Origin of the sequence: Streptomyces sp. NPDC049887 (genome assembly GCF_040656535.1) — a bacterium.
Lineage (GTDB): Bacteria > Actinomycetota > Actinomycetes > Streptomycetales > Streptomycetaceae > Streptomyces.
The window spans coordinates 20,653-40,374 of record NZ_JBFAMM010000008.1; the positions used below are offsets into that span (position 1 = coordinate 20,653).

Genomic DNA, 19,722 nt, shown 5'->3' on the forward strand with positions numbered 1-19,722 from the left:
CCCGTGGCGGCCGGATCCCCCTCGCCGCCGTTCGCCGGCCACGCGTGTCGTGATCCGGGTCCCGCGGAGTCACGATCACCGGCTACCGCGCGCCGACTACGCTCCCGGGAGTGACCACCGACGCGTACGCCGCCTACATCGCCGCCCTGCCCCGCGTGCTCTCCGGGGCCGCGACCCTCTTCCGGGACGCCTGGGGACGGGCCCTGCTCGTGGAACCCAACTACCGCGCAGGATGGGCGCTTCCGGGCGGGACGATCGAGTCCGACGCCGGGGAGACGCCCCGGGAGGCCGCACGGCGGGAGACGCTGGAGGAGATCGGCCTGGACGTCGAGCCGGGCCGGCTGCTCGCCGTCGACTGGGTCCGGGGGCCGGGGCGCCCGCCGATCGTCGCCTACGTCTACGACGGCGGGGTGCTCGACGACGAGCGGTTCTCGGCGATCAGGCTCCAGGAGGAGGAGCTGGTGTCGTGGAAGCTCGTGCCGCGGGAGGACATCACCCTCTATCTGCTCGGCTCGCTCGGCCTGCGGGTGCTCGCCGCGCTGGACGCCCTGGCGGCGGACACGGCTCCGGTCGAACTGGTCGACGGCCGCCCGGCGTCCTGACCTGCGGCGGGACGGGCAGCCGGGACCCCGGCGCGAAACGGCTGGGGGCGCGGCGATCCGGTGGGTTGCGGAGCGAATTCCGCTCGCCCGCGGCGCGGTCCGCTGCGTACGCTCGCGGCATGGTCATGGTCGCGATTCTCAGCGGAGCCGGTGTCTCCACGGACTCCGGCATCCCCGACTACCGCGGGCCCAACGGGCTGTGGCGGCGCGATCCGGAGGCCGAGAAGCTGGTCACCTACGAGCACTACATGTCCGATCCGGACATTCGCCGGCGCTCGTGGCGCATGCGTCTCGACGGCCCCGTCCTGCACGCCGAGCCGAACGCCGCGCATCTGGCGATCGCCGAGTTCGAGCGCAGCGGGCACGCGCTCCGGGTGATCACGCAGAACGTGGACGGACTGCACCAGATGGCGGGGGTGCCGGACCGCAAGGTGCTCGAACTGCACGGCACCGCACGGACGGTGGTGTGCAGCGGCTGCCACGCCCGCTCGGCCATGGAGGACGCGCTGGAGCGGGTGAGGGCCGGCGAGGCCGATCCGGCCTGCGCCTCCTGCGGGGGGATCCTGAAGTCGGCGACGGTCATGTTCGGCCAGCGTCTCGATCCGGTGGTGCTCGGGGAGGCGATGGGCATCGCCAAGGCCTGCGAGGTCTTCATCGCGGTGGGTTCCAGCCTCCAGGTGCAGCCCGCGGCCTCCCTGGCCGGGATCGCGGCTGAGCACGGGGCCCGCCTGATCATCGTGAACGCGGAGCCGACGCCGTACGACGAACTCGCCGACGAGGTCGTACGCGAGCCGATCGGCTCGGCGCTGCCGGAGCTGCTGCGGCGCCTGCGCCGAGGGGCGGCGCAGGGTGATCGGCCTCCCGGCCGGGGCTGACGGGCCGCCCGGGCCGGGCCTGCTGTGGGCCGGGCCCGGGGCCGGACGGTCCGCCGGGAAGGTCCGCCGGGACGGGCGGCACGACCGCCGGGCGTGCGTCAGAACAGCCCGTCGCCGGGCACCCCCCGCTCGAAGGCCAGCAGCCGCTGCTTGCGGTCCAGCCCGCCGCCGTACCCCGTCAGACCGCCGGAGGCACCGATCACCCGGTGGCAGGGGACGATGATCCCGATCGGGTTCTTCCCGTTGGCGAGACCGACGGCGCGGGAGGCACCTGGGTTGCCGAGTGCCCCGGCGAGCTCGCCGTAGCTGCGTGTCTCGCCGTACGGGATCAGCAGCAGCTGTTCCCAGACGGTGCGCTGGAAGGGTGTGCCCGCGAGGTGCAACGGCAGGTCGAAGTCCTTCAGCTCACCGGCGAAATAGGCGTCGAGCTGCCTGACCACCTCGCGGAAGGGCCGGGGATCGGGCTCCCCGAAGGTTTCCTCGCCGGGGCGGTGACGCTGCTCGGTCATGTACAGCCCACTGAGGACGGAGTCGGTGGCGACGAGGGTGAGCGGGCCGTACGGGCTGTCGGTGACGGTGTGGGTGCGGCTCATGGGACCTTCTCTGCTTCCTCAGACGGGGAGACGGTTGATCGGGTGGTCGCCGGTGGCCCAGAGGTACTGGACGGCGTAGGCGCGCCAGGGCCGCCAGGCGGCGGCGCGGCGGGTGAGCGCGGCGGGCGTCGGGGGCAGCCCGAGCGCCGCTGCCGCGTGGCGGACGCCGAGGTCGGTGACCGGGAACGCGTCCGGGTCGCCGAGCGCCCGCATCGCGATGGCTTCCACGGTCCAGGGACCGAAGCCGGGCAGCGCGGAGAGCCGCGCCCGGGCCTCGTCCCAGTCGCTGTCGGGGCCGAGGCGCAGCGTGCCGTCGGCGAGGGCGCCGAACAGGGTGGTGAGGGTGGTGCGCCGGCTGCGCGGGAACGCGAGTGTGTCCGGGTCGACGCCGGCCAGGGCCTCGGGAGCGGGGAAGAGGTGGGTGAGGCCGCCCTCGGGGTCCTGTACCGGGGTGCCGTGGGCCCTGACCAGCCGGGCGGCGTGGGTGCGGGCGGCCGCGGTGGAGACCTGCTGGCCGAGGACGGCCCGCACCGCGAACTCGGCGGCGTCGACGGTGCGCGGCACTCGCCGCCCCGGCGCCTTGTCCACGAGCGGCGCGAGCAGCGGGTCGGTGCGGAGCTGGTCGTCCACGGCGACGGGATCGGCGTCGAGGTCGAGCATCCGGCGGCAGACGCTGATGGCGAAGGTCAGGTCGCGGTGGTCGGTGAGGGACAGCCGGCACTCGATGTGGTCCGGGCGTGGGGACAGGGAGACGATGCCGTGGCCGTTCGGGAGCGTGAGCGTGCGGCGGTAGGCGCCGTCGCGCCACTCCTCCACGCCCGGGACGGCGGTCGCGGCCAGATGCCCGAAGAGGTTGTCGGGGTTGAGGGGCGTGCGGAACGGAAGCCGGAGCGTGAGCACACCGGGCGGGGCCGGGACCGGCGCCCCGCCGCGGCGGGTCGTGGCGCGGGTCCGCAGCTCGCCCGGGGCGAGCGCGAACACCTCGCGGACGGTGTCGTTGAAGGTCCTGATCGACGAGAAGCCGGCGGCGAAGGCCACCTCGGCCATCGGCAGCGAGGTCGTCTCCACGAGGATCCGCGCGGTCTGTGCTCGCTGGGCCCGGGCCAGCGCCAGCGGACCGGCGCCGACCTCCGCGAGCAGCTGCCGCTCGACCTGCCGGGTCGAGTACCCGAGCCGGGCCGCGAGGCCGGTCACGCCCTCCCGGTCGACGACCCCGTCCTGGATCAGGCGCATCGCACGGGCGACGGCGTCGGCGCGGGCGTTCCACTCCGGCGATCCGGGACTGGTGTCCGGCCGGCACCGCTTGCAGGCCCGGAACCCGGCCTGCTGGCAGGCGGCCGCGCTGGGGTGGAAGGTCATGTTCTCCGCCTTGGGCGGCACGGCGGGGCAACTCGGCCGGCAGTAGATCCGGGTCGTCAGCACGGCGGTGAAGAACCACCCGTCGAACCGCGAGTCCCGGGACCGCACGGCCCGTACGCAGCGCTCGGTGTCGGTGTGCATGGACGTGTGCACGTCGGAAGGCATGGATCCAGCATCGTCCATGGTGAGGGGCGACGCTGGCGAAAAAACGACATCACTGGGGAGAGGGCCGGGAGGGCCCTCGACGCCGGGGCGGGGACCGGGTCCACGGTCCCGTCGGCCGCGAGCCGCCGTCGGCGGCTCGCCGGGCAGCAGTCCGGGCCCCGAGGGTGCGTTGCGCCTCCCTACGACGCCGGGGGCGGCGAACCGGCGCAGCGGAGTCGGTCCGCGGTGACGGGCGCGCCTTCGGCCGCGTTGCGGTCGTAGGTGACCGTCCTGACGACGACGGGCCCGGAGCCGACGGCGACGTCGAAGATCCCGTCGGGACGGGCGGCCTCCCGGAGGCGGGCCCCGGGAAGGGCGGCGGCGAGGGTGTCGGCGTCGGCCTCCCGCCCGGCCGGGAAGGTGATGACCGGCGGTCCCGCGGGCCGCTCGGCGGGAGCGGACGCCGAGGTGTCCGTCACCACGAACCTGCTGCGCCGCAGGGCCGTGGCGGTCTCCGCGTCGTCGACGCGCACCTTGATCCGGGCGGGGTCGGTCTCGGCGCGGGTCTCGGGGACGGGCATGATGCGGGGGTCCCCGGTGATCGGGCGGTCGGCGCGCAGGGCCTCCCACAGCGCCCGGGAGCGCGACTCGTGCCAGAGGAGCGTGGAACCCACACCGGGCACCCGGTGGTCGAAGTGCGCGATCGGCACGGTGGCGAACTCCATGCGGTCCGCGGGCAGCCGCCCCAGCGCCCAGCCGATGCCGATGAGGTCGTTCATGCCCGTACCGGCGTCGGTGCGCACCGACCTGAGCAGCCGGCGTGCCGTGTCCGCAGCCTCGACGGGGTCGGCCAGCGCCCCGCGGACGGTCAGCCCGTCGAGCAGGTCGGCGAGCATGCGCTGCTGGCGGCGGACCCGGCCGAGGTCCCCCGGAGGGTCGAGGTGCCGTGCCCGGGCGTAGCCGAGTGCCCTGTTCCCGTCGAGATGGTGTGTGCCCGCGGTGATGTCGAGACCGGATTTCTCGTCCTTGAGCGGCTTGTCCGTGCACACGGTGGCGCCGCCGAGGTCGTTGACGGCCTGTTCGAATCCGGTGAAGCCCGTCTCCAGGTAGTGGTCCACGCTGAGTCCCGTCACCTTCTCGACGGTGCGCACCGCCAGCGGACCGCGGCCGATCTTGAAGGCCCCGTTGATCTTCCCGCGCGGGGCCGCCCCGGTGGTGCCCTCGGGAGCGGCGTACTCGACGTAGCTGTCCCGGGGGACGGAGACGACGCTCGCCCGACGTCGGTCCTCGGAGAGGTGAACGAGCATCATCACGTCGGTGCAGTCGCATCCTTCGCCGCCGACGTGCAGGCGTCGCTTCTCGCCGGCCGACAGCCCGGTGCGGCTGTCGATGCCGACGATCAGGATGTTGGTGCCACGGCCGGTGTCCCGCGCGGCGGGACCGTCCGCGGCGGGGGCGGTCTGCGCGCCGAGCCACGGCCAGGAGGCCAGTCCGGCCAGCACGGTGAGTCCTGCGGTCAGACGGCGCATCGGACACCCCCGGGAGGATCGTCGTTCGATACGCGCGACGTTAACCGGACGATCGGCGCGGTCGGCGTCAGGCGGCGGGGGCGCGCCGTCCCGGCGGGCGGCGGTCACCCGCGTTGGCCAACGGCCGGAGCAAGGCCCTGGCTGCCGGGACGAGGCTCCGGCGGCCGGGGCGAGGTCGGGGCCGGGCGGCGGTGCACGCCCGGGGCCGGCGCGGGGGGGTGCCCTGCGGCGGTGCACGCCCGCGGCGTGCCGCGCCGTGCCGCGTCTCCCCGGACGGGATGGCACCGTTCGGGCGTGCCGCGCCGGACGCGGGAGACGTACCGCGCCGGTGCGGGGTCAGCCCGTGTGCGCCGCGAACGCCTCGTACGCCGGTTCGTCGAACAGGACGAAGAGGACCTCCTCCACCGAGGTCGTCCTCGTGCTCCGCACCGTCTCGGTCGCGATCCGGGCGCCGTCGTCCATGGGCCAGCCGTAGATGCCGGTGGAGATGGCGGGGAAGGCGACCGTACGGGCACCGAGTTCGTCCGCGACGCGGAGGGATTCGCGGTAGCAGGAGGCCAGTTGCCCGGAGCGGTCCTCGGAGCGGCTGTGGACCGGGCCGACGGTGTGGACCACCCAGCGGGCCGGGAGCCGCCCGGCGGTGGTCGCGACCGCCCGGCCGGTCGGCAGGCCCTTGCCGTAGTGGGACGCCCGCAGTCTCCGGCACTCCTCCAGGATCTCCGGCCCGCCGCGCCGGTGGATCGCCCCGTCGACTCCTCCGCCGCCGAGAAGGGAGGAGTTCGCGGCGTTGACGACGGCGTCGACGTCCTGCTCGGTGATGTCACCGCGGACGAGTCTGATCGTGGGGTGACCGGTCATGACCCCATGATGCCGCCGTCCGCCACGTCCCGTCGATCGACGACGGCGGTGTCGGCCGGGACCGGCTCAGCGGTCGCCGCCGCGCAGATGCCGCCACACCTCCTTGGCGGCGTTGTGACCGGACATTCCGTGGACGCCCGGGCCGGGCGGGGTGGCGGACGAGCACAGGAAGACCGCGGGGTGCGGTGTGCGGTACGGGAACAGCGTCGGCTTCGGGCGCAGCAGCAGTTGGAGGCCGCTCGCAGCGCCGCACGCGATGTCGCCGCCCACGTAGTTGGCGTTGCGCGCGGCGAGCTGCGGCGGTCCGGCGACGGCGCGGGCGAGCACCAGGTCGCGGAAGCCCGGGGCGAAGCGCTCGATCTGGCGCTCCATCGCGTCCGTGAAGTCGCCCTCCCAGCCGTTCGGGACATGGCCGTAGGCCCAGAAGACATGCTTGCCCTCGGGGGCCCGGGAGGGATCGACCAGGGTGGGCTGGGCGGTGATCAGGAACGGTGTCCCGGGCACGTGGCCACCGGAGACCTGGCGGAGCGCCGTGTCGATCTCGCGGCTGCTCGGGCCGATCTGGACGGTCCCGGCGCGTCGCGGTGCCTCGGCGGTCCACGGGACCGCCCCGTCCAGCGCGTAATCGATCTTGAAGACGCTCGCCCCGTACCGGTAGCCGTCGTAGACCCGGCCCAGACCCGCGATCCGGGCGAGCGCGGTGGGCGAGGTGTCGAAGACGTAGGCGCGGGCGGGTGGGAGGTCGTCCAGGCGTTTGATCTCGGTCCCGGTGTGGATCGTGCCACCGCAGTCGCGTACGTACGCCGCGAGGGCGTCGGAGATCGACTGCGAGCCGCCTCGTGGCAGCGGCCAGCCGACGGCGTGTGCGGCCAGCGCGAAGACGAGGCCGACGGCGCCCGTGCCGATGCCGGTCAGCGGGCCGATCACATGGGCGACGAGCCCTGCGAACAGGGCACGGGCGCGGTCGTCGCGGAACCGGCGCATCAGCCACGTGGAAGGAGGAATTCCGTCGAGGCCGAAGCGGGCCAGGGTCAGCGGAGCGCGCGGCAGGGCGCTGTGCGGCAGGGACATGAAGTCCCGGACGAGGGTCTCCCACCTGCCGAGGTACGGCGCGACCAGACGGCGGTACGCCCCCGCGTCTCGGGGCCCGAACGAGGCGGCGGTCTCCGCGACGGAGCGGGAGAGTACGGCGGCGGTGCCGTCGTCGAACGGGTGGGCCATGGGCAGGGGTGGCTGGAGCCACTCCAACCCGTACCGCGCGAGCGGCATGGCGTTGAAGGCGGGCGAGCCCGCGCCCAGCGGGTGCACCGCGGAGCAGGGGTCGTGGCGGAAGCCCGGGAGGGTGAGCTCCTCGGTCCTGGCGCCGCCGCCGACGGTGTCCAGGGCCTCGAAAACGGAGACCGAGAACCCGCGGCGCGCCAACTCGGCGGCTGCGGTCAGTCCGTTGGGCCCCGCCCCCACGACGACGGCATCGAGCATCGACGGCACCTTGGGACTCCTTCGTCAGCCGGTGGCCAAGGGATCCATGATATTCGCCCGCACCGACAGCGCCGCCGGAGGTAGCCTTCCCCGGCGATGGACGAGGTGATCGCGACGATGGCCGCCCGGCTCGTGGACGTGCGGGGCGTACGCGCCGTGGTGCTCGGGGGCAGCCGGGCCCGCGGCACGCACCGGCCCGACTCGGACTGGGACCTGGGCGTCCACTACCGCGGCCGTGTCGATGTGGCGGGGCTCGCCCGGCTCGCCGCGGAGCTGACCGGCGGGCCCGTGGAGGTCGCGGGCCCCGGCGGCTGGGGGCCGTGGGTGAACGGCGGCGCCTGGCTGACCGTGGGCGGGCACCGCGTCGACTGGATCCTGCGCGATCTGGACCGGGTGGAGCGGGTCTGGGCGGACTGCCGGGCGGGGCGCTACGAGGTCGGAGTGCAGGCCGGTCACCCGCTGGGGTTCTGGTCGCCCGCTTACGCCGGTGAGGTGGCTCTGTGCCGGGTCCTCGCCGACCCGGCGGGCGAGGTGACGGCGCTTCGGGCCGAGACCGCGGTCTACCCGGAGCCGCTGCGCGAGGCCTTGGTCGGTGCGGCGTGGGAGGCCGACTTCTCGGTTGCCGCCGCGGCGAAGTCGGCGCCGGACGGCGACGTACTGCACACCGGGCTGTGCCTGTCGAGGGCGATCGGGGTGCTCGTGCAGTCCCTCCACGCCTACCACCGTGTCTGGTGCCTCAACGAGAAGGGCGCGCTGGCGGCCGCCGCGGCCCTGGCCGCGGCCCCGCCGGACCTCGTCCCCCGGGTCGAAGCCGCTCTGCGCGGCCTCGGCCCCGAGGCCGTCGCCTCGGCCGCGGCCCTGACGGCGGAGATCCGCGGGAACCTGGTCCTGCCGTGACCGGCGGGCCGGGACGGGAACGGCACCCGGCACGTACCGGAACCGCCGGACCACGCCGTCTCGGCAACGGCACCCGGTGCATGCCCGGCCGGCGCACCGCGCCCGCGGGACGGCCGGGGGCCCCGGAGCGGTCCCGTCGCGGAGCGTGCTCGGGGCCGGCCGGCGTCCGGGGGCGGGGTGCGTTCAGGAGCGGGGCGCGGGCAGCCGGCGTGGGGCGATGCGCTCCTCGACCGCCCGGTCGCCGTCCCGGACGACGATGTACGCGCCCTTGCCGGGTTGCTCGCTGACGGCCTCGACGAGTTCGGTGCCCCGGTAGACGAGACCCACCCCGTCGTCGGTGCAGTGGGTGACCGGCAGGGTGCCGTCCGCGACCAGCCGGTGCACCAGCGGGCGGCGTCCGGGATCGCTGTCGTAGTGCACGCCGTTGCCGTAGGGGAGGAATCCGAGGGCGTCGGTGAGCGGTCGCAACTCGGGCCCGAAGGAGTCGGTGGTGCCGCCCCGGAACCAGCAGATCGACCCCGCGCTGACCCCGCTGAGCACGACCCCCGCCTCCCATGCGCGGCGCAGCACGGCGTCGAGTCCGTGCACCCGCCACACCGCCAGCAGGTTCGCCACCGAACCGCCCATCACCCAGACGACGTCGTGGTCGAGGACGGCGCCCTCGATGTCGTCGAGGTTGGGCATCGGGAAGAGGTGAAGGGGCGTCAGGTCGAAGCCGGCCGCTCGCGCGGCCTCCCCCATGCGGAAGGCGAAGTGCTCGGCGTCGCCGATGGCGGTGCCGACGTACATGATCCGGGGTCGGCGTCCGTGGACTCCGGACAGTTCGACGGCGTGGTGGACCAGCGAGTCGAAGGCCACTCTCGTGCGGTCGCCGACGCGGTGTCCGCCCGAAGTGGCGAGAACGGTGGGCTCGGCGGCAGTCATGTCGCGACCCTACCGGCCCGGGCACACGGCCCTCCCGGCCCCCTCCGAGAGCAGCAGCCCCGCCGCGTGGTCCCACGCGTTCTCCCAGGAGAAGGCGACCGCGTCGAGCTCGCCGCACGCCACCGCCGGGTGCTCCGGGCCGGCGGAGCCGCACGGCCGGGAGCGGACACCCTGGCTTCGGAGCGCGAGGAGGGCTTCCCCGCCCCTCCTGCTCCCTACTCCGCGCCGGAGACGAGGAGTTCGTGGACGAGCCGTGCCGTCGCCGCGTCCCGCGCCGCCGTGAACGGCAGCGCGTTGCCGCCCGTGACGCGGAACCGGTCGCCGGTCAGCGTCAGATCCGTGCCGCCGGCCTCCTCGACGAGCAGCAGCCCCGCCGCGTGGTCCCACGCGTTCTCCCAGGAGAAGGCGACCGCGTCGAGCTCGCCGCGCGCCACCGCCAGGTACTCCAGGCCGGCGGAGCCGCACGGCCGGGAGTCGACGCCCTCGCTTCGGAGCGCGAGGAGGGCCCGCTTCTCCCGGGGCGTCGTGAAGTCCGGGTGGGACGTGGCCACCTGGAGGACCTGGCCGGGCTTTGGCGCGCCCGACCGTATCCGCGTGCCGTCGACGCGGGCGCCGTGGCCGCGCACCGCGACCGCCATCTCGTCGAGCGCCGGCGCGTACGTCCACGACGCCAGCACCTCGCCGTGCCGGGCCAGCGCGACGAGCGTGCAGAAACCCGGGTCGCCGTGGACGAACTGACGGGTGCCGTCGACGGGGTCGACGATCCACACCGGCGCGTCTCCCCGCAGCGCCTCGTACACCGCCGGGTCCGCGTGGACGGCCTCCTCGCCCACGACCACCGAGCCGGGGAGCAGGGCCGTCAGGGACGCCGTCAGGTGTTCCTCGGCGCTGCGGTCGGCGACGGTCACCAGGTCGTGCGGGCCGTTCTTCTCGACGATCTCGTGGACGGCGAGCTGGCGGAAGCGCGGCATGATCTCGGAGGCGGCCGCCTTGCGCACCGCCTCCTCGACCAGGGCGAGGTTCGCGGACTCCCAGGGGTTTCCGGTCGGCCCGGACAGAAACTCTTCGGTCATACGTCCAGCTAAGCACGCCGGACCGACATTCCCCCCGCCGCCCGATGACCGGTCGGCGGACACCTGGCCGACTCCCGGCGACGCCGGGGTGAACGCCCGGTGCAGGCTCAGCGGCCCACCGCGTAGCCCTGCATGCCGCGCGGGTTGGCCGCGGCGGACAGCACACCGGTCCCCGGGTCCCGTGCCACCGCGCACAGCCTGCCCTCCGACCAGGGCGCGCCGACCGTGACGTCATGGCCGCGGCGGCGCAGCTCCGCCACGGTCCCCGGGGCCGTCCGGGACTCCACGGTGACGGACCCCGGGCGCATGCCGCGCGGATGGAACGAGCCGGGGAAACCGTCGTTGTGCCAGTTGGGGGCGTCGATCGCGCCCTGCAGGTCGAGCCCGCCCCGCACCCCGGCGCGGAGCGCCACGGAGAGGAAGAAGTGCATCTGCCACTGGTCCTGCTGGTCGCCTCCGGGAGTACCGAAGGCCATCACCGGTACCCCGTCCCGCAGGGCCAGCGACGGGCTCAGCGTGGTGCGCGGACGCCGCCCGGGGGTGAGGGAGTTGGGCAGTCCGGGGTCGAGCCAGGCCATCTGCAGCCGGGTGCCGAGCGGAAAACCCAGCTCGGGCACGACCGGGTTGGACTGGAGCCAGCCGCCGCTGGGCGTGGCCGCGACCATGTTGCCCCAGCGGTCCACGACGTCCAGGTGGCAGGTGTCGCCGCGGGTGGCACCGTCCCGGGCGACGGTGGGTTCGCCCGCTCCGGGAGCCGCGCCCGACGCGGCCTCGGCACCCGGCTCCCCCGCCGCGACGGCGAGGACGTGTGCGGCAAGCGCGGGCACCCGCCCGCCGGGACTGCCCGGACGCAGCTCGTGGCACGCCCTCGCGCCGATCAGGGCCCGCCGCTCGGCGTTGTACGACTCCGACAGCAGCTCGTGCAGCGGCACGTCCGCGGCGTCGCCGTACCAGGCCTCCCGGTCCGCCATGGCCAGTTTGCAGCCCTCGACGAGCAGGTGGACGTACTCGGCGGACCCGTACTCGGGCAGTTCGGGGGGCAGCAGGGCCAGTTGCTGCAGCAGCACCGGGCCCTGGCTCCAGCCGCCCGCCTTGCACAGCGTCCAGTCGCGCCAGTCGTACGTCGCCGGCGCCTCGTACGACGCCGACCAGCCGGCGAGGTCGGCGGCCGTCAGGGTGCCGGTGTGGCGACGGCCGCTGGTGTCCGTGGTCGGTACGGCGGACTGCCGTACGAGCGCCTCCGCGACGAAGCCCTCGCGCCAGACGGCCCGGGCCCGTTCGATCTGCTCGGTACGGCTCCCTCCCCCGGCCTCCGCGAGGAGGCGCCGCCAGGTGGCCGCCAGGGCGGGGTTGCGCAGCGGCTGACCGGGCCGCGGGGCGCGGCCGCCGGGCAGGTACACCGCGGCGGAGGAGGTCCACTCCGTCTCGAACAGCTCGCGCACCGTCTCCACGGTCTCGGCGATCCGCTCGACGGGCGGATGGCCGTCCTCGGCGTACCCGATGGCGTACCGCAGCACCTCGGCGGGCGTCCTGGTGCCGTGGTCGCGCAACAGCACCATCCACGCGTCGAAGGCACCGGGCACGGCGGCGGCGAGCGGGCCCGTACCCGGGACCAGCTCCAGTCCGAGCGAGCGGTAGTGCCCGATGTCCGCCCCGGCGGGTGCCGGGCCCTGCCCGCACAGGACGCGCACCTCGCCACCGGCGGGCGCCAGGACGACCGGCACCTCGCCCGCCGGGCCGTTGAGGTGCGGCTCGACGACGTGCAGGACGAAGCCTGCGGCGACGGCCGCGTCGAACGCGTTGCCCCCGTCCTCCAGCACGGCCATCGCGGACTGGGAGGCCAGCCAGTGGGTGGAGGACACCATGCCGAAGGTGCCCTGCAGGGTGGGTCGGGTGGTGAACATGCGAGGCGGCTCCCTCGGGGTTGCGCGGATCCGTCCGCTGCGGGGACCGGCCACGCACGGGGCGCCGGGCGCGGGCGGCGCGGTGGAGGCCGTGCCGCGCTGCGCGCTCCCGCCGGCGAGCGGTTCCGCATGCCCTCGGCAGCGTACGCAGCCCGTACCGCGGGCGGCAGGGTCCGGTGCAGCGACCGCCGGGACCACTCCGCGCCCCGCGGGCGTTCACCACGATCCCGCGGAGCGGACGGTCGGGGGGCAGGGCTGTGCACGGTGAGTACGGCGGCCCGCGCGCCGGTCGGCGGTATCGGCGGAGTCGTGCACGAAGTCCCGTGCACCCGGGGGACGGCGTGGTCCGGTACACGCCTGTGTGCGGCCGCCTTCATGGAGTCCTGGCCGCGGCAACCGGAGTTCCGGATGGTCAGGCGGTCCCGGCGTCCGGTCCGCCGGCCCGCGCCCCGTCCTCGCTCAGCGCGCCCCGGACGAGCAGGAGCAGGGCGTCGGTGAGTTCCTCGGCCGGCGAGCCGGTGGCCAGTCGGCGGAGCTGGAGTCCGGTGACGAGGGCGACCGTGTGGGCGGCGAGGCGCTGCGGCTCGGGCACGCCGAGGGCCGTGAGGATCTGGACGGCGAGGCGGTCGTACGCGCCGAAGCACTCGGCCGCGGCCTCGCGCAGCCGTTCGTCGCGGCCCGCCTGGATGTAGAGCTCGAAGGGCGCGATGTGCTCGCTGTCGAAGACCGTGCCGTCCGCGACCTGGGCGGCCAGCGCGGCCGCGCCGTCGACGTCGACGCCCTCCGCCTCGCCCGCGTCGGCGAGTTCGGTGAAGCGACGCGTCTCCTCGCGGACGAAGTGGAGCAGCGACTCGCGCAGCAGTTCGTGCTGGCTGGAGAAATGGTAGGTGACCGAGCCGAGGGAGACGCCGGCCTCCTTGGCGATCCGCCGGTTGGTGACCGCGGCGATGCCGTCCTGGCCGATGATGCGCAGGACGGCGCGAATGATGCGCTGCCGGGTCGGGGGTACGGCCGGTGCGGCGGGCTCCGCGGAGGCGCTGGTCTGGCTGGGCATGCGCGTCATTGTTCCACCGGGGCGCTCCTCGTCCTCAGCGGGTCGGGGCAGTGCTCGTACCATCGCCGGTCGGCCTCCAGCTGGGCGGCGAGCGAGATCAGCCGCTCCTCCGTGCCCTCCGGTCCGAGCAGCTGCGCGCCCACGGGCAGACCGTCGGAGGTGAACCCCGCGGGGACGTTGACGCCCGGCCAGCCGAGGACGTTCCAGGGCCAGGCGTACGGGCAGACGGCGGCGATGGCGGCGTTGGTGCGCCAGGCGCCGAGGCCGTCGAAGGTGCCGATGCGCGGCGGGGGTGCGGCGGTGGTCGGGGTCAGCAGCACGTCGTAGGTGTCGAACAGCGCGCCGATGCGGCGGTGCTGGCGTGCCTCGCGGGCCCGGGCGGCCCGGACCACCGGCCCGCCGAGCAGTCTGCCGTTGCGCAGCGCCGTGCGGGTGCGCGGGTCGAGCAGCGCCGGTTCGGGGTGGAGGGCGGCGTACTCGGCCACGCCCGCGGTGCCCCGGGACACGAAGCCGAGGCCCATCAGCCCGTAGCGGGGCCGTGCCTCCTCGACGTGGTGGCCGAGCCGGGCGAGGGCATCGGCGAGGTCGAAGACGGCGCGCCGCACCTCGGAGTGGGGCCGGGCGCCGCTGAGGGTGAGCGGCGGACGCCAGGCGAGGGCGACGCGCAGCCGGCCGGGTTCGCGGCGGGCGGCCGCCGAGGCGTCCACGGCGTCGGGCCGGTGCAGGTCCTCGGGGTGGCAGCCCTGGACGGCGTCGAGCAACAGCGCGGCGTCGGCGACGGTACGGGCCAGCGGGCCGTTGACCGTGAGCCCGTGGAAGGCGTCGGTCTGGGGGTGCAGCGAGACGCGGCCGCGCTGCGGCTTGATGCCGACGAGATGCGTCCAGGCGGCCGGGATGCGGATGGAGCCGCCCCCGTCCGAGCCGAGGGCCGCGGGCACCAGGCCCGCCGCGACCGCCGCCGCGGAGCCGCCCGAGGAACCGCCGGGGGTGTGGTCCGTGGACCAGGGGTTGCGGGTGGCGCCGAAGGCGGGGCCCTCGGTGAACGGCCACTGCCCGAGCTCGCAGGAGTTGGTCTTGCCGACGATGACGGCGCCCGCCGCGCGCAGCCTGCGCACGGCCTCGCCGTCGGCTACCGCGGGCGCCCGCTCGCCCCGGCAGCCGAAGTGGGTCGGCAGCCCGGCCACGTCCGTGTCGTCCTTCACGGCGAGGGGTACGCCGAGCAGTGGTGCCCGCTCCCCCGCCACGAGGCGCCGGTCGGCGTCCTCGGCCTCGGCGAGGGCGGACTCGGCGCGGACGTGCCGGAAGGCGTTGAGGGTGGGCTGACTGGACTCGATGCGCCCGAGCGCGGCCCGGACCAGTTCCACCGAGGAGGTCTGGCCTTCCCTCAGTTTCCGGGCCTGCTCGGCGAGACCGGAGAAATCCGCTGTGGACATGACCACCCTGTCCTCCCTATCGTTCGTTCGAACGAACAGAACTGGAGGGTAACCAGATGCGCGTCAACGGATCAACCGTTCTCCTCACCGGTGTCACCGGCGGTATCGGCACCGCGCTGGCCGCGGAACTCTCCCGGAGGGGCGCGCGGTTGATCCTGACGGGGCGCCGGCGCGACGCCGTCGAGCCGCTGGCGAAGGAGTACGGCGCCCGTGCCGTCGTCGCCGATCTGGCCGACCCCGAGGACGTGGAGCGTCTCGCCGCCGAAGCGGCAGGGACGGAGATCCTGCTGGCCAACGCCGCGCTGCCGTCCAGCGGCGAACTGCTCGACTACGCCCCCGACCAGATCGACCGCGCCCTGGCGGTCAACCTGCGAGCGCCGGCCATGCTGGCCCGGCTGCTCGCGCCGGCCATGGTCGAGGCGCGCCGGGGCCATCTCGTGTTCGTGGGCTCCATCTCGGGCAAGACGGCGACCAGGCATTCCGCGCTCTACAACGCCACCAAGTTCGGTCTGCGGGGCTTCGCGCTCGGGCTGCGGCAGGATCTGCACGAACACGGGGTCGGGGTGTCGCTCGTGCAGCCCGGGTTCGTCCGGGACGCGGGGATGTTCGCCGCGACCGGCGCCGAGCCGCCCGCGGGAATGCGGACCGTCTCACCCCGACAGGTCGTCACGGGTGTGGTGCGCGCCATCGAGCGCAACCGGGCCGAAGTGAACGTCGCACCGCCGGAGATGAGGATCTTCAGCGCGATCGGCGGCCAGTTCCCCGGCTTCTCCGAGCGCTTCCAGCGCCGTTCGAGGGGAGCCGAGCGCACGGTCCGCACGGTCGTGGCGGCCCAGCGCGACAAGCGCTGAGGCCGCCGCCGGCCCGCCCCGTACACCACCCCCGTACGGGGCGGGCGTCGCCGACGCCCGGGGGCCCGGACCGCTGGGGAGCGGTCCGGCCCCCGGGTCACGTCCGCTCAACCGTGTCTTGCGCGTTCCGGCAGCATCAGCAGCGTGTACAGCAGCAGCGAGGCGGCGAGTCCCACCGCCCAGCCGTAGTCGGCGAGCGGCTTCAGGAAGGGGATCAGGCCCTCCGCGGGGAACGGGCCCTTCCCGGGGGCGGAGTGGGAGCCGCCCACGGCCAGGATCCCGCCGACGGCGAAGGCCGCGACGGCACGCCAGTTCCAGCCGGACGAGTACCAGTAGCGGCCCTCCGGGCGGTAGAGGTCCGCCAGTTCCAAGCGGGTGCGGCGGACGATCCAGTAGTCGGCGATCAGGATGCCGGCGACCGTGCCGAGCAGCCCGCCCACCAGGCCGAGCCAGGTGAAGATGTAGAGCTCGGGCGTCTCGGTCAGCTTCCACGGCATGATGATCACGCCGACGACACCCGTGATCAGCGCCCCGGTGCGGAAGTTGACGAACCGCGGGGCGAGGTTCGCCAGGTCGTACGCGGGGGACACGACGTTCGCCGCGATGTTGACGGAGATCGTCGCGATCAGCACGGTCACCAGGGCGAACAGCAGGCCGAAGACATTGTCCGTCTTGGCGGCGAGCTGCACCGGGTCCCAGATCGGCACGCCGTAGACGGCCTGGGAACCGGAGGTGACGAACACCGAGAGCAGCGCGAACAGCGTCATGGTCGTGGGCAGCCCCAGCGTCTGGCCCCAGACCTGGGCGCGCTGGCCGGCGCCGAAGCGGGTGAAGTCGGGGATGTTCAGGGACAGGGTGGACCAGAAGGCGATCATCCCCATGAGGGACGGGAAGAACACCGGCCAGAAGTCCTCGCCCCAGCCGAGCTCGGAGGGCTGGTCGAGCAGCGGCCCGAAGCCGCCGGCCTTCATCGCGATCCAGACCAGCAGCACCAGTGCGCCGACGATGACGAACGGCGCCGCCCAGTTCTCGAAGCGGCGCAACGTCTCCATGCCCCGGTAGATGATGGCGAGTTCCACCGCCCAGAAGACGACGAAGCAGAGCCACAGCGTCCAGGGCTGGCCCGCGATCTCGGCCACCTCGGTCCAGCCGCCGAAGATGGTGCCGAGCAGGACGAAGATGCCCTGCCCGCCGATCCAGGTCTGGATGCCGAACCAGGCGCAGGCGACCGCGGCCCGGATCAGTGCGGGAAGGTTGGCACCGCGCAACCCGAAGGAGGCGCGGGCGAGCACCGGGAAGGGGATGCCGTACTTCGGACCGGCGTGGCCGGTGAGGAGCATCGGGAAGAGCACGATCACGTTCGCCAGCGCGATGGTGAACACGGCCTGTTTCCAGTCCATGCCGAGTGCCACGAGCCCGGAGGCGAGCAGCCAGGACGGGATGTTGTGGGCCATCCCGACCCAGAGCGCGGCGAAGTTGTACGTGGTCCAGTGGCGGTTGGCGAGCGGTACGGGGAGCAGGTCGCCGTTGACGAAGCGGCCTCCGGCGGGGACCGCGCCGGGCGCGAGTTCGACGCGGCCCTGGGTGTCGGTGGGCCGGCCGGAGTCGGAAGGGGGAGGGGAGGGCGCCGGGGGAACGGTCGCGGTCATGGCCTTGACCCTTCAGCAGAGGTCGGGGCGGTCGCGTGGGGGTGTTCGGTGCCCGTCAGCGGTCGAGTGCGGGGATGATCTCCGCACCGTAGGCGTCGATCGTCGCCTCCTTCGCGTCGTGCATGTTGTAGACGGCGAACTGGTCGACGCCCAGGTCCCTCAGGTGCCGCAGCTTCTCGATGTGGGCCTCCGCGGGGCCGAGGAGGCAGAACCGGTCGACGATCTCGTCGGGCACGAAGTCCGTGGACGGGTTCCCGGCCCGGCCGTGGTGGCTGTAGTCGTATCCCTGCCGTTCCTTGATGTACGCGGTCAGGGCCTCCGGCACCATGTCCGAGTGCTCCCCGTAGCGCGAGACCAGATCGGCGACGTGGTTGCCGACCATCCCGCCGAACCATCGGCACTGGTCGCGGGCGTGCTCGAGGTCGTCGCCCACGTACGCCGGCGCGGCCACGCAGACGGTGATCGCGTCCGGGTCGCGGCCGGCGGCGGCGGCCGCCTCCCGAACCGCCTTGACCATCCACTCGGTGAGGTAGAGGTCGGCGAGCTGGAGGATGAAGCCGTCGGCCTTCTGCCCGGCGAGGGCGAGCGCCTTCGGCCCGTACGCCGCCATCCAGACGGGCAGCCGGCCGTCCCGCACCCAGGGGATGCGCAGGGGCTGACCGTCGACGACCGCCTCGCGCCCCTCGGCGAGGTCGCGGATGGCGTCGATCGCCTCTCCCAGCCGGGCCAGGGTGTTGGGCCTGCGGCCGGCCACCCGCATGGCGGAGTCACCGCGGCCGATGCCGCAGACGGTGCGGTTGCCGAACATGTCGTTCAGGGTGGCGAAGGTGGAGGCCGTCACCTCCCAGGTCCGGGTCCCGGGGTTGGTGACCATCGGGCCGACGTGCATCTTCTGTGTGTGTTCCAGGATCTGGCTGTAGACGACGAACGGCTCCTGCCACAGCACCGCCGAGTCGAACGTCCAGCCGTAGCGGAAGCCGTTGCGTTCCGCGCGCCGCATCAGACCGACGACCGCCGAAGCGGGCGGGTCCGTCTGCAGGACGAGTCCGAAGTCCACCGGGACCTCCTGGGTCGGGTTCCGCTAGTTCAGGTACTGGCAGGTCGAGCGGGGAGTGAACACGCCGTGGCCGGCCCGGCCGGTGAACTCCCGTCGGTCGATGACGAGTTCGCCCCGCGAGAGCACGGTCTCGACCCGGCCGGTGATGCGTTTGCCCTCGTAGGCCGAGTAGTCGACGTTCATGTGGTGGGTCTCGGCCGAGAGGACCTGCTCCGCGTGCGGGTCGTACACGACGATGTCGGCGTCGGCGCCCGGCGCGATGGTGCCCTTCTTCGGGTAGAGGCCGAACATCCGGGCGGGCGCGGCGCAGGCGATCTCGATCCAGCGGCGGCGCGAGATGTGGCCGTCGAGGACCGCCTGGTGCAGCAGGTCCATCCGGTTCTCGACGCCCGGCAGCCCGTTGGGGATCTTGGAGAAGTCGCCGCGTCCGAGGTCCTTCTGGCCCGAGAAGCAGAACGGGCAGTGGTCGGTGGAGACGACCTGGAGGTCGTCGGTCCGCAGCCCGCGCCACAGCGCGGCCTGGTGCTCCTTCGGCCGGAGTGGAGTACTGCAGACGTACTTGGCGCCCTCGAAGTCCGGTTCGGCGAGGTTGTCGGTCGACAGGAACAGGTACTGCGGGCAGGTTTCGCCGAAGACCGGCAGTCCCTTGTCCCGGGCGGCGGCGAGTTCGGCCACGGCCTCCTCGGCGGAGACGTGGACGACGTACAGCGGTGCGCCGGCGACCCGGGCGAGCTGGACGGCCCGGTGCGTGGCCTCGGCCTCCAGCAGGACCTTGCGGACCTCGCCGTGGTGGCGGGGGTCGGTCTCGCCGCGCGCCAGGGCCTGTTCGACGAGGACGTCGATCGCGATGCCGTTCTCCGCGTGCATCATGATCAACCCGCCGTTGGCGGTGCCGCGCTGCATGGCCCGCAGGATCTGCCCGTCGTCGCTGTAGAAGACGCCGGGGTAGGCCATGAAGAGTTTGAAGGAGGTGACGCCCTCCTCGACGAGCAGGTCCATCTCCTTGAGGGAGGACTCATTGACGTCGGAGAGGATCATGTGGAAGCCGTAGTCGATCGCGCAGTTGCCGTCGGCCTTGGCGTACCAGGCGTCGAGTCCTTCGCGCAGGGTCTGGCCCCTGCTCTGGACGGCGAAGTCCACGATGGTGGTGGTGCCGCCCCAGGCGGCGGCCCGGGTGCCGGTCTCGAAGGTGTCGGACGCGAAGGTGCCGCCGAAGGGCAGCTCCATGTGGGTGTGCGCGTCCACCCCGCCCGGGATGACGTACTTCCCGGTGGCGTCGACGGTGCGGTCGGCGGTCCAGCTCTCGGCGGCGGCGGACCCGTGGGCCGCGAGGGCGGCGACGCGCCCGTCCTCGACCAGGACGTCGGCGTGGGTCTCGTCGGCGGCCGTGAGGACGAGTCCGCCGCGGATCAGTGTGCGGGTGCTCATGGTCTTCCCCTCG

The 19,722-nt window shown here is 73.9% G+C and carries 17 protein-coding genes and 1 pseudogene; 4 read left to right on the forward strand and 14 right to left on the reverse strand.

Going from position 1 to position 19,722, the window contains the following annotated elements:
* Window positions 1–110: 110 nt before the first annotated feature.
* Both AB0J10_RS12250 and AB0J10_RS12255 read left to right on the forward strand, forming a co-directional pair.
* Window positions 111–602 carry an NUDIX hydrolase gene (locus AB0J10_RS12250; protein ID WP_363060568.1) on the forward strand — a complete coding sequence of 164 codons (492 nt, stop codon included), beginning with the start codon at window positions 111–113 and terminating at the stop codon, window positions 600–602.
* Between the two features lie 119 nt (window positions 603–721).
* Window positions 722–1,477, forward strand: a complete 756-nt coding sequence (locus tag AB0J10_RS12255; RefSeq protein ID WP_363060570.1) for a Sir2 family NAD-dependent protein deacetylase — start codon at window positions 722–724, stop codon at window positions 1,475–1,477.
* A gap of 98 nt (window positions 1,478–1,575) precedes the next feature.
* On the opposite strand, the gene AB0J10_RS12260 is transcribed toward AB0J10_RS12255, so the two are convergent.
* The 5 genes from AB0J10_RS12260 to AB0J10_RS12280 all read right to left on the reverse strand — a co-directional run bounded on the left by AB0J10_RS12260 (window position 1,576) and on the right by AB0J10_RS12280 (window position 7,448).
* Window positions 1,576–2,070 carry a methylated-DNA--[protein]-cysteine S-methyltransferase gene (locus AB0J10_RS12260; RefSeq protein ID WP_363060572.1) on the reverse strand — a complete coding sequence of 165 codons (495 nt, stop codon included), beginning with the start codon at window positions 2,068–2,070 and terminating at the stop codon, window positions 1,576–1,578.
* 18 nt (window positions 2,071–2,088) lie between these two features.
* Complete coding sequence (locus tag AB0J10_RS12265; RefSeq protein WP_363060941.1) at window positions 2,089–3,570, reverse strand: AlkA N-terminal domain-containing protein; 1,482 nt, start codon at window positions 3,568–3,570, stop codon at window positions 2,089–2,091.
* A gap of 203 nt (window positions 3,571–3,773) precedes the next feature.
* Entirely contained in the window at window positions 3,774–5,102 is a 1,329-nt protein-coding gene (locus tag AB0J10_RS12270; RefSeq protein WP_363060574.1) for an LCP family protein, read from the reverse strand.
* Between the two features lie 336 nt (window positions 5,103–5,438).
* Window positions 5,439–5,960 (reverse strand): O-acetyl-ADP-ribose deacetylase, encoded by a 522-nt coding sequence (locus AB0J10_RS12275; RefSeq protein WP_363060576.1) that lies wholly within the window; start codon window positions 5,958–5,960, stop codon window positions 5,439–5,441.
* Window positions 5,961–6,026: 66 nt separating this feature from the next.
* A complete protein-coding gene (locus tag AB0J10_RS12280; RefSeq protein WP_363060578.1) occupies window positions 6,027–7,448 on the reverse strand; it encodes an NAD(P)/FAD-dependent oxidoreductase in 1,422 nt (473 codons plus the stop codon).
* 87 nt (window positions 7,449–7,535) lie between these two features.
* Here AB0J10_RS12280 and AB0J10_RS12285 point away from each other — a divergent pair, with 87 nt between their 5' ends.
* Window positions 7,536–8,336, forward strand: coding sequence for a nucleotidyltransferase domain-containing protein (locus AB0J10_RS12285; protein ID WP_363060580.1), 801 nt, complete (start codon window positions 7,536–7,538; stop codon window positions 8,334–8,336).
* Between the two features lie 183 nt (window positions 8,337–8,519).
* Here the strand turns inward: AB0J10_RS12285 and AB0J10_RS12290 are convergent, their stop codons facing one another.
* The 6 genes and pseudogenes from AB0J10_RS12290 to AB0J10_RS12315 form a co-directional block, all read right to left on the reverse strand.
* On the reverse strand, window positions 8,520–9,260 hold the full coding sequence (locus AB0J10_RS12290) for a peptidase E (RefSeq protein WP_363060582.1): 741 nt from the start codon (window positions 9,258–9,260) through the stop codon (window positions 8,520–8,522).
* 33 nt (window positions 9,261–9,293) lie between these two features.
* Window positions 9,294–9,455 (reverse strand): annotated as a pseudogene (locus AB0J10_RS12295) (inositol monophosphatase family protein); the annotation flags it as partial.
* 20 nt (window positions 9,456–9,475) lie between these two features.
* Window positions 9,476–10,333, reverse strand: a complete 858-nt coding sequence (locus AB0J10_RS12300) for an inositol monophosphatase family protein (protein WP_363060584.1) — start codon at window positions 10,331–10,333, stop codon at window positions 9,476–9,478.
* Between the two features lie 107 nt (window positions 10,334–10,440).
* On the reverse strand, window positions 10,441–12,237 hold the full coding sequence (locus AB0J10_RS12305) for a gamma-glutamyltransferase (RefSeq protein ID WP_363060585.1): 1,797 nt from the start codon (window positions 12,235–12,237) through the stop codon (window positions 10,441–10,443).
* Between the two features lie 412 nt (window positions 12,238–12,649).
* Window positions 12,650–13,291: a TetR family transcriptional regulator gene (locus AB0J10_RS12310; protein ID WP_363060587.1), complete on the reverse strand. Its 642-nt coding sequence runs from the start codon at window positions 13,289–13,291 to the stop codon at window positions 12,650–12,652.
* Window positions 13,292–13,296: 5 nt separating this feature from the next.
* Window positions 13,297–14,724: an amidase gene (locus tag AB0J10_RS12315; protein ID WP_363060589.1), complete on the reverse strand. Its 1,428-nt coding sequence runs from the start codon at window positions 14,722–14,724 to the stop codon at window positions 13,297–13,299.
* Between the two features lie 56 nt (window positions 14,725–14,780).
* Here AB0J10_RS12315 and AB0J10_RS12320 point away from each other — a divergent pair, with 56 nt between their 5' ends.
* On the forward strand, window positions 14,781–15,575 hold the full coding sequence (locus AB0J10_RS12320; RefSeq protein WP_363060591.1) for an SDR family NAD(P)-dependent oxidoreductase: 795 nt from the start codon (window positions 14,781–14,783) through the stop codon (window positions 15,573–15,575).
* A gap of 107 nt (window positions 15,576–15,682) precedes the next feature.
* Here the strand turns inward: AB0J10_RS12320 and AB0J10_RS12325 are convergent, their stop codons facing one another.
* From AB0J10_RS12325 to hydA, 3 genes are read right to left on the reverse strand one after another with little or no spacing between them, the layout of a single operon-like run.
* Window positions 15,683–17,224, reverse strand: a complete 1,542-nt coding sequence (locus tag AB0J10_RS12325; RefSeq protein ID WP_363060593.1) for an NCS1 family nucleobase:cation symporter-1 — start codon at window positions 17,222–17,224, stop codon at window positions 15,683–15,685.
* 55 nt (window positions 17,225–17,279) lie between these two features.
* Window positions 17,280–18,281: a TIGR03842 family LLM class F420-dependent oxidoreductase gene (locus AB0J10_RS12330; RefSeq protein WP_363060595.1), complete on the reverse strand. Its 1,002-nt coding sequence runs from the start codon at window positions 18,279–18,281 to the stop codon at window positions 17,280–17,282.
* A 24-nt stretch (window positions 18,282–18,305) separates the two neighbouring features.
* Entirely contained in the window at window positions 18,306–19,709 is a 1,404-nt protein-coding gene (gene hydA, locus AB0J10_RS12335) for a dihydropyrimidinase (RefSeq protein ID WP_363060597.1), read from the reverse strand.
* Between the last annotated feature and the right edge of the window lie 13 nt (window positions 19,710–19,722).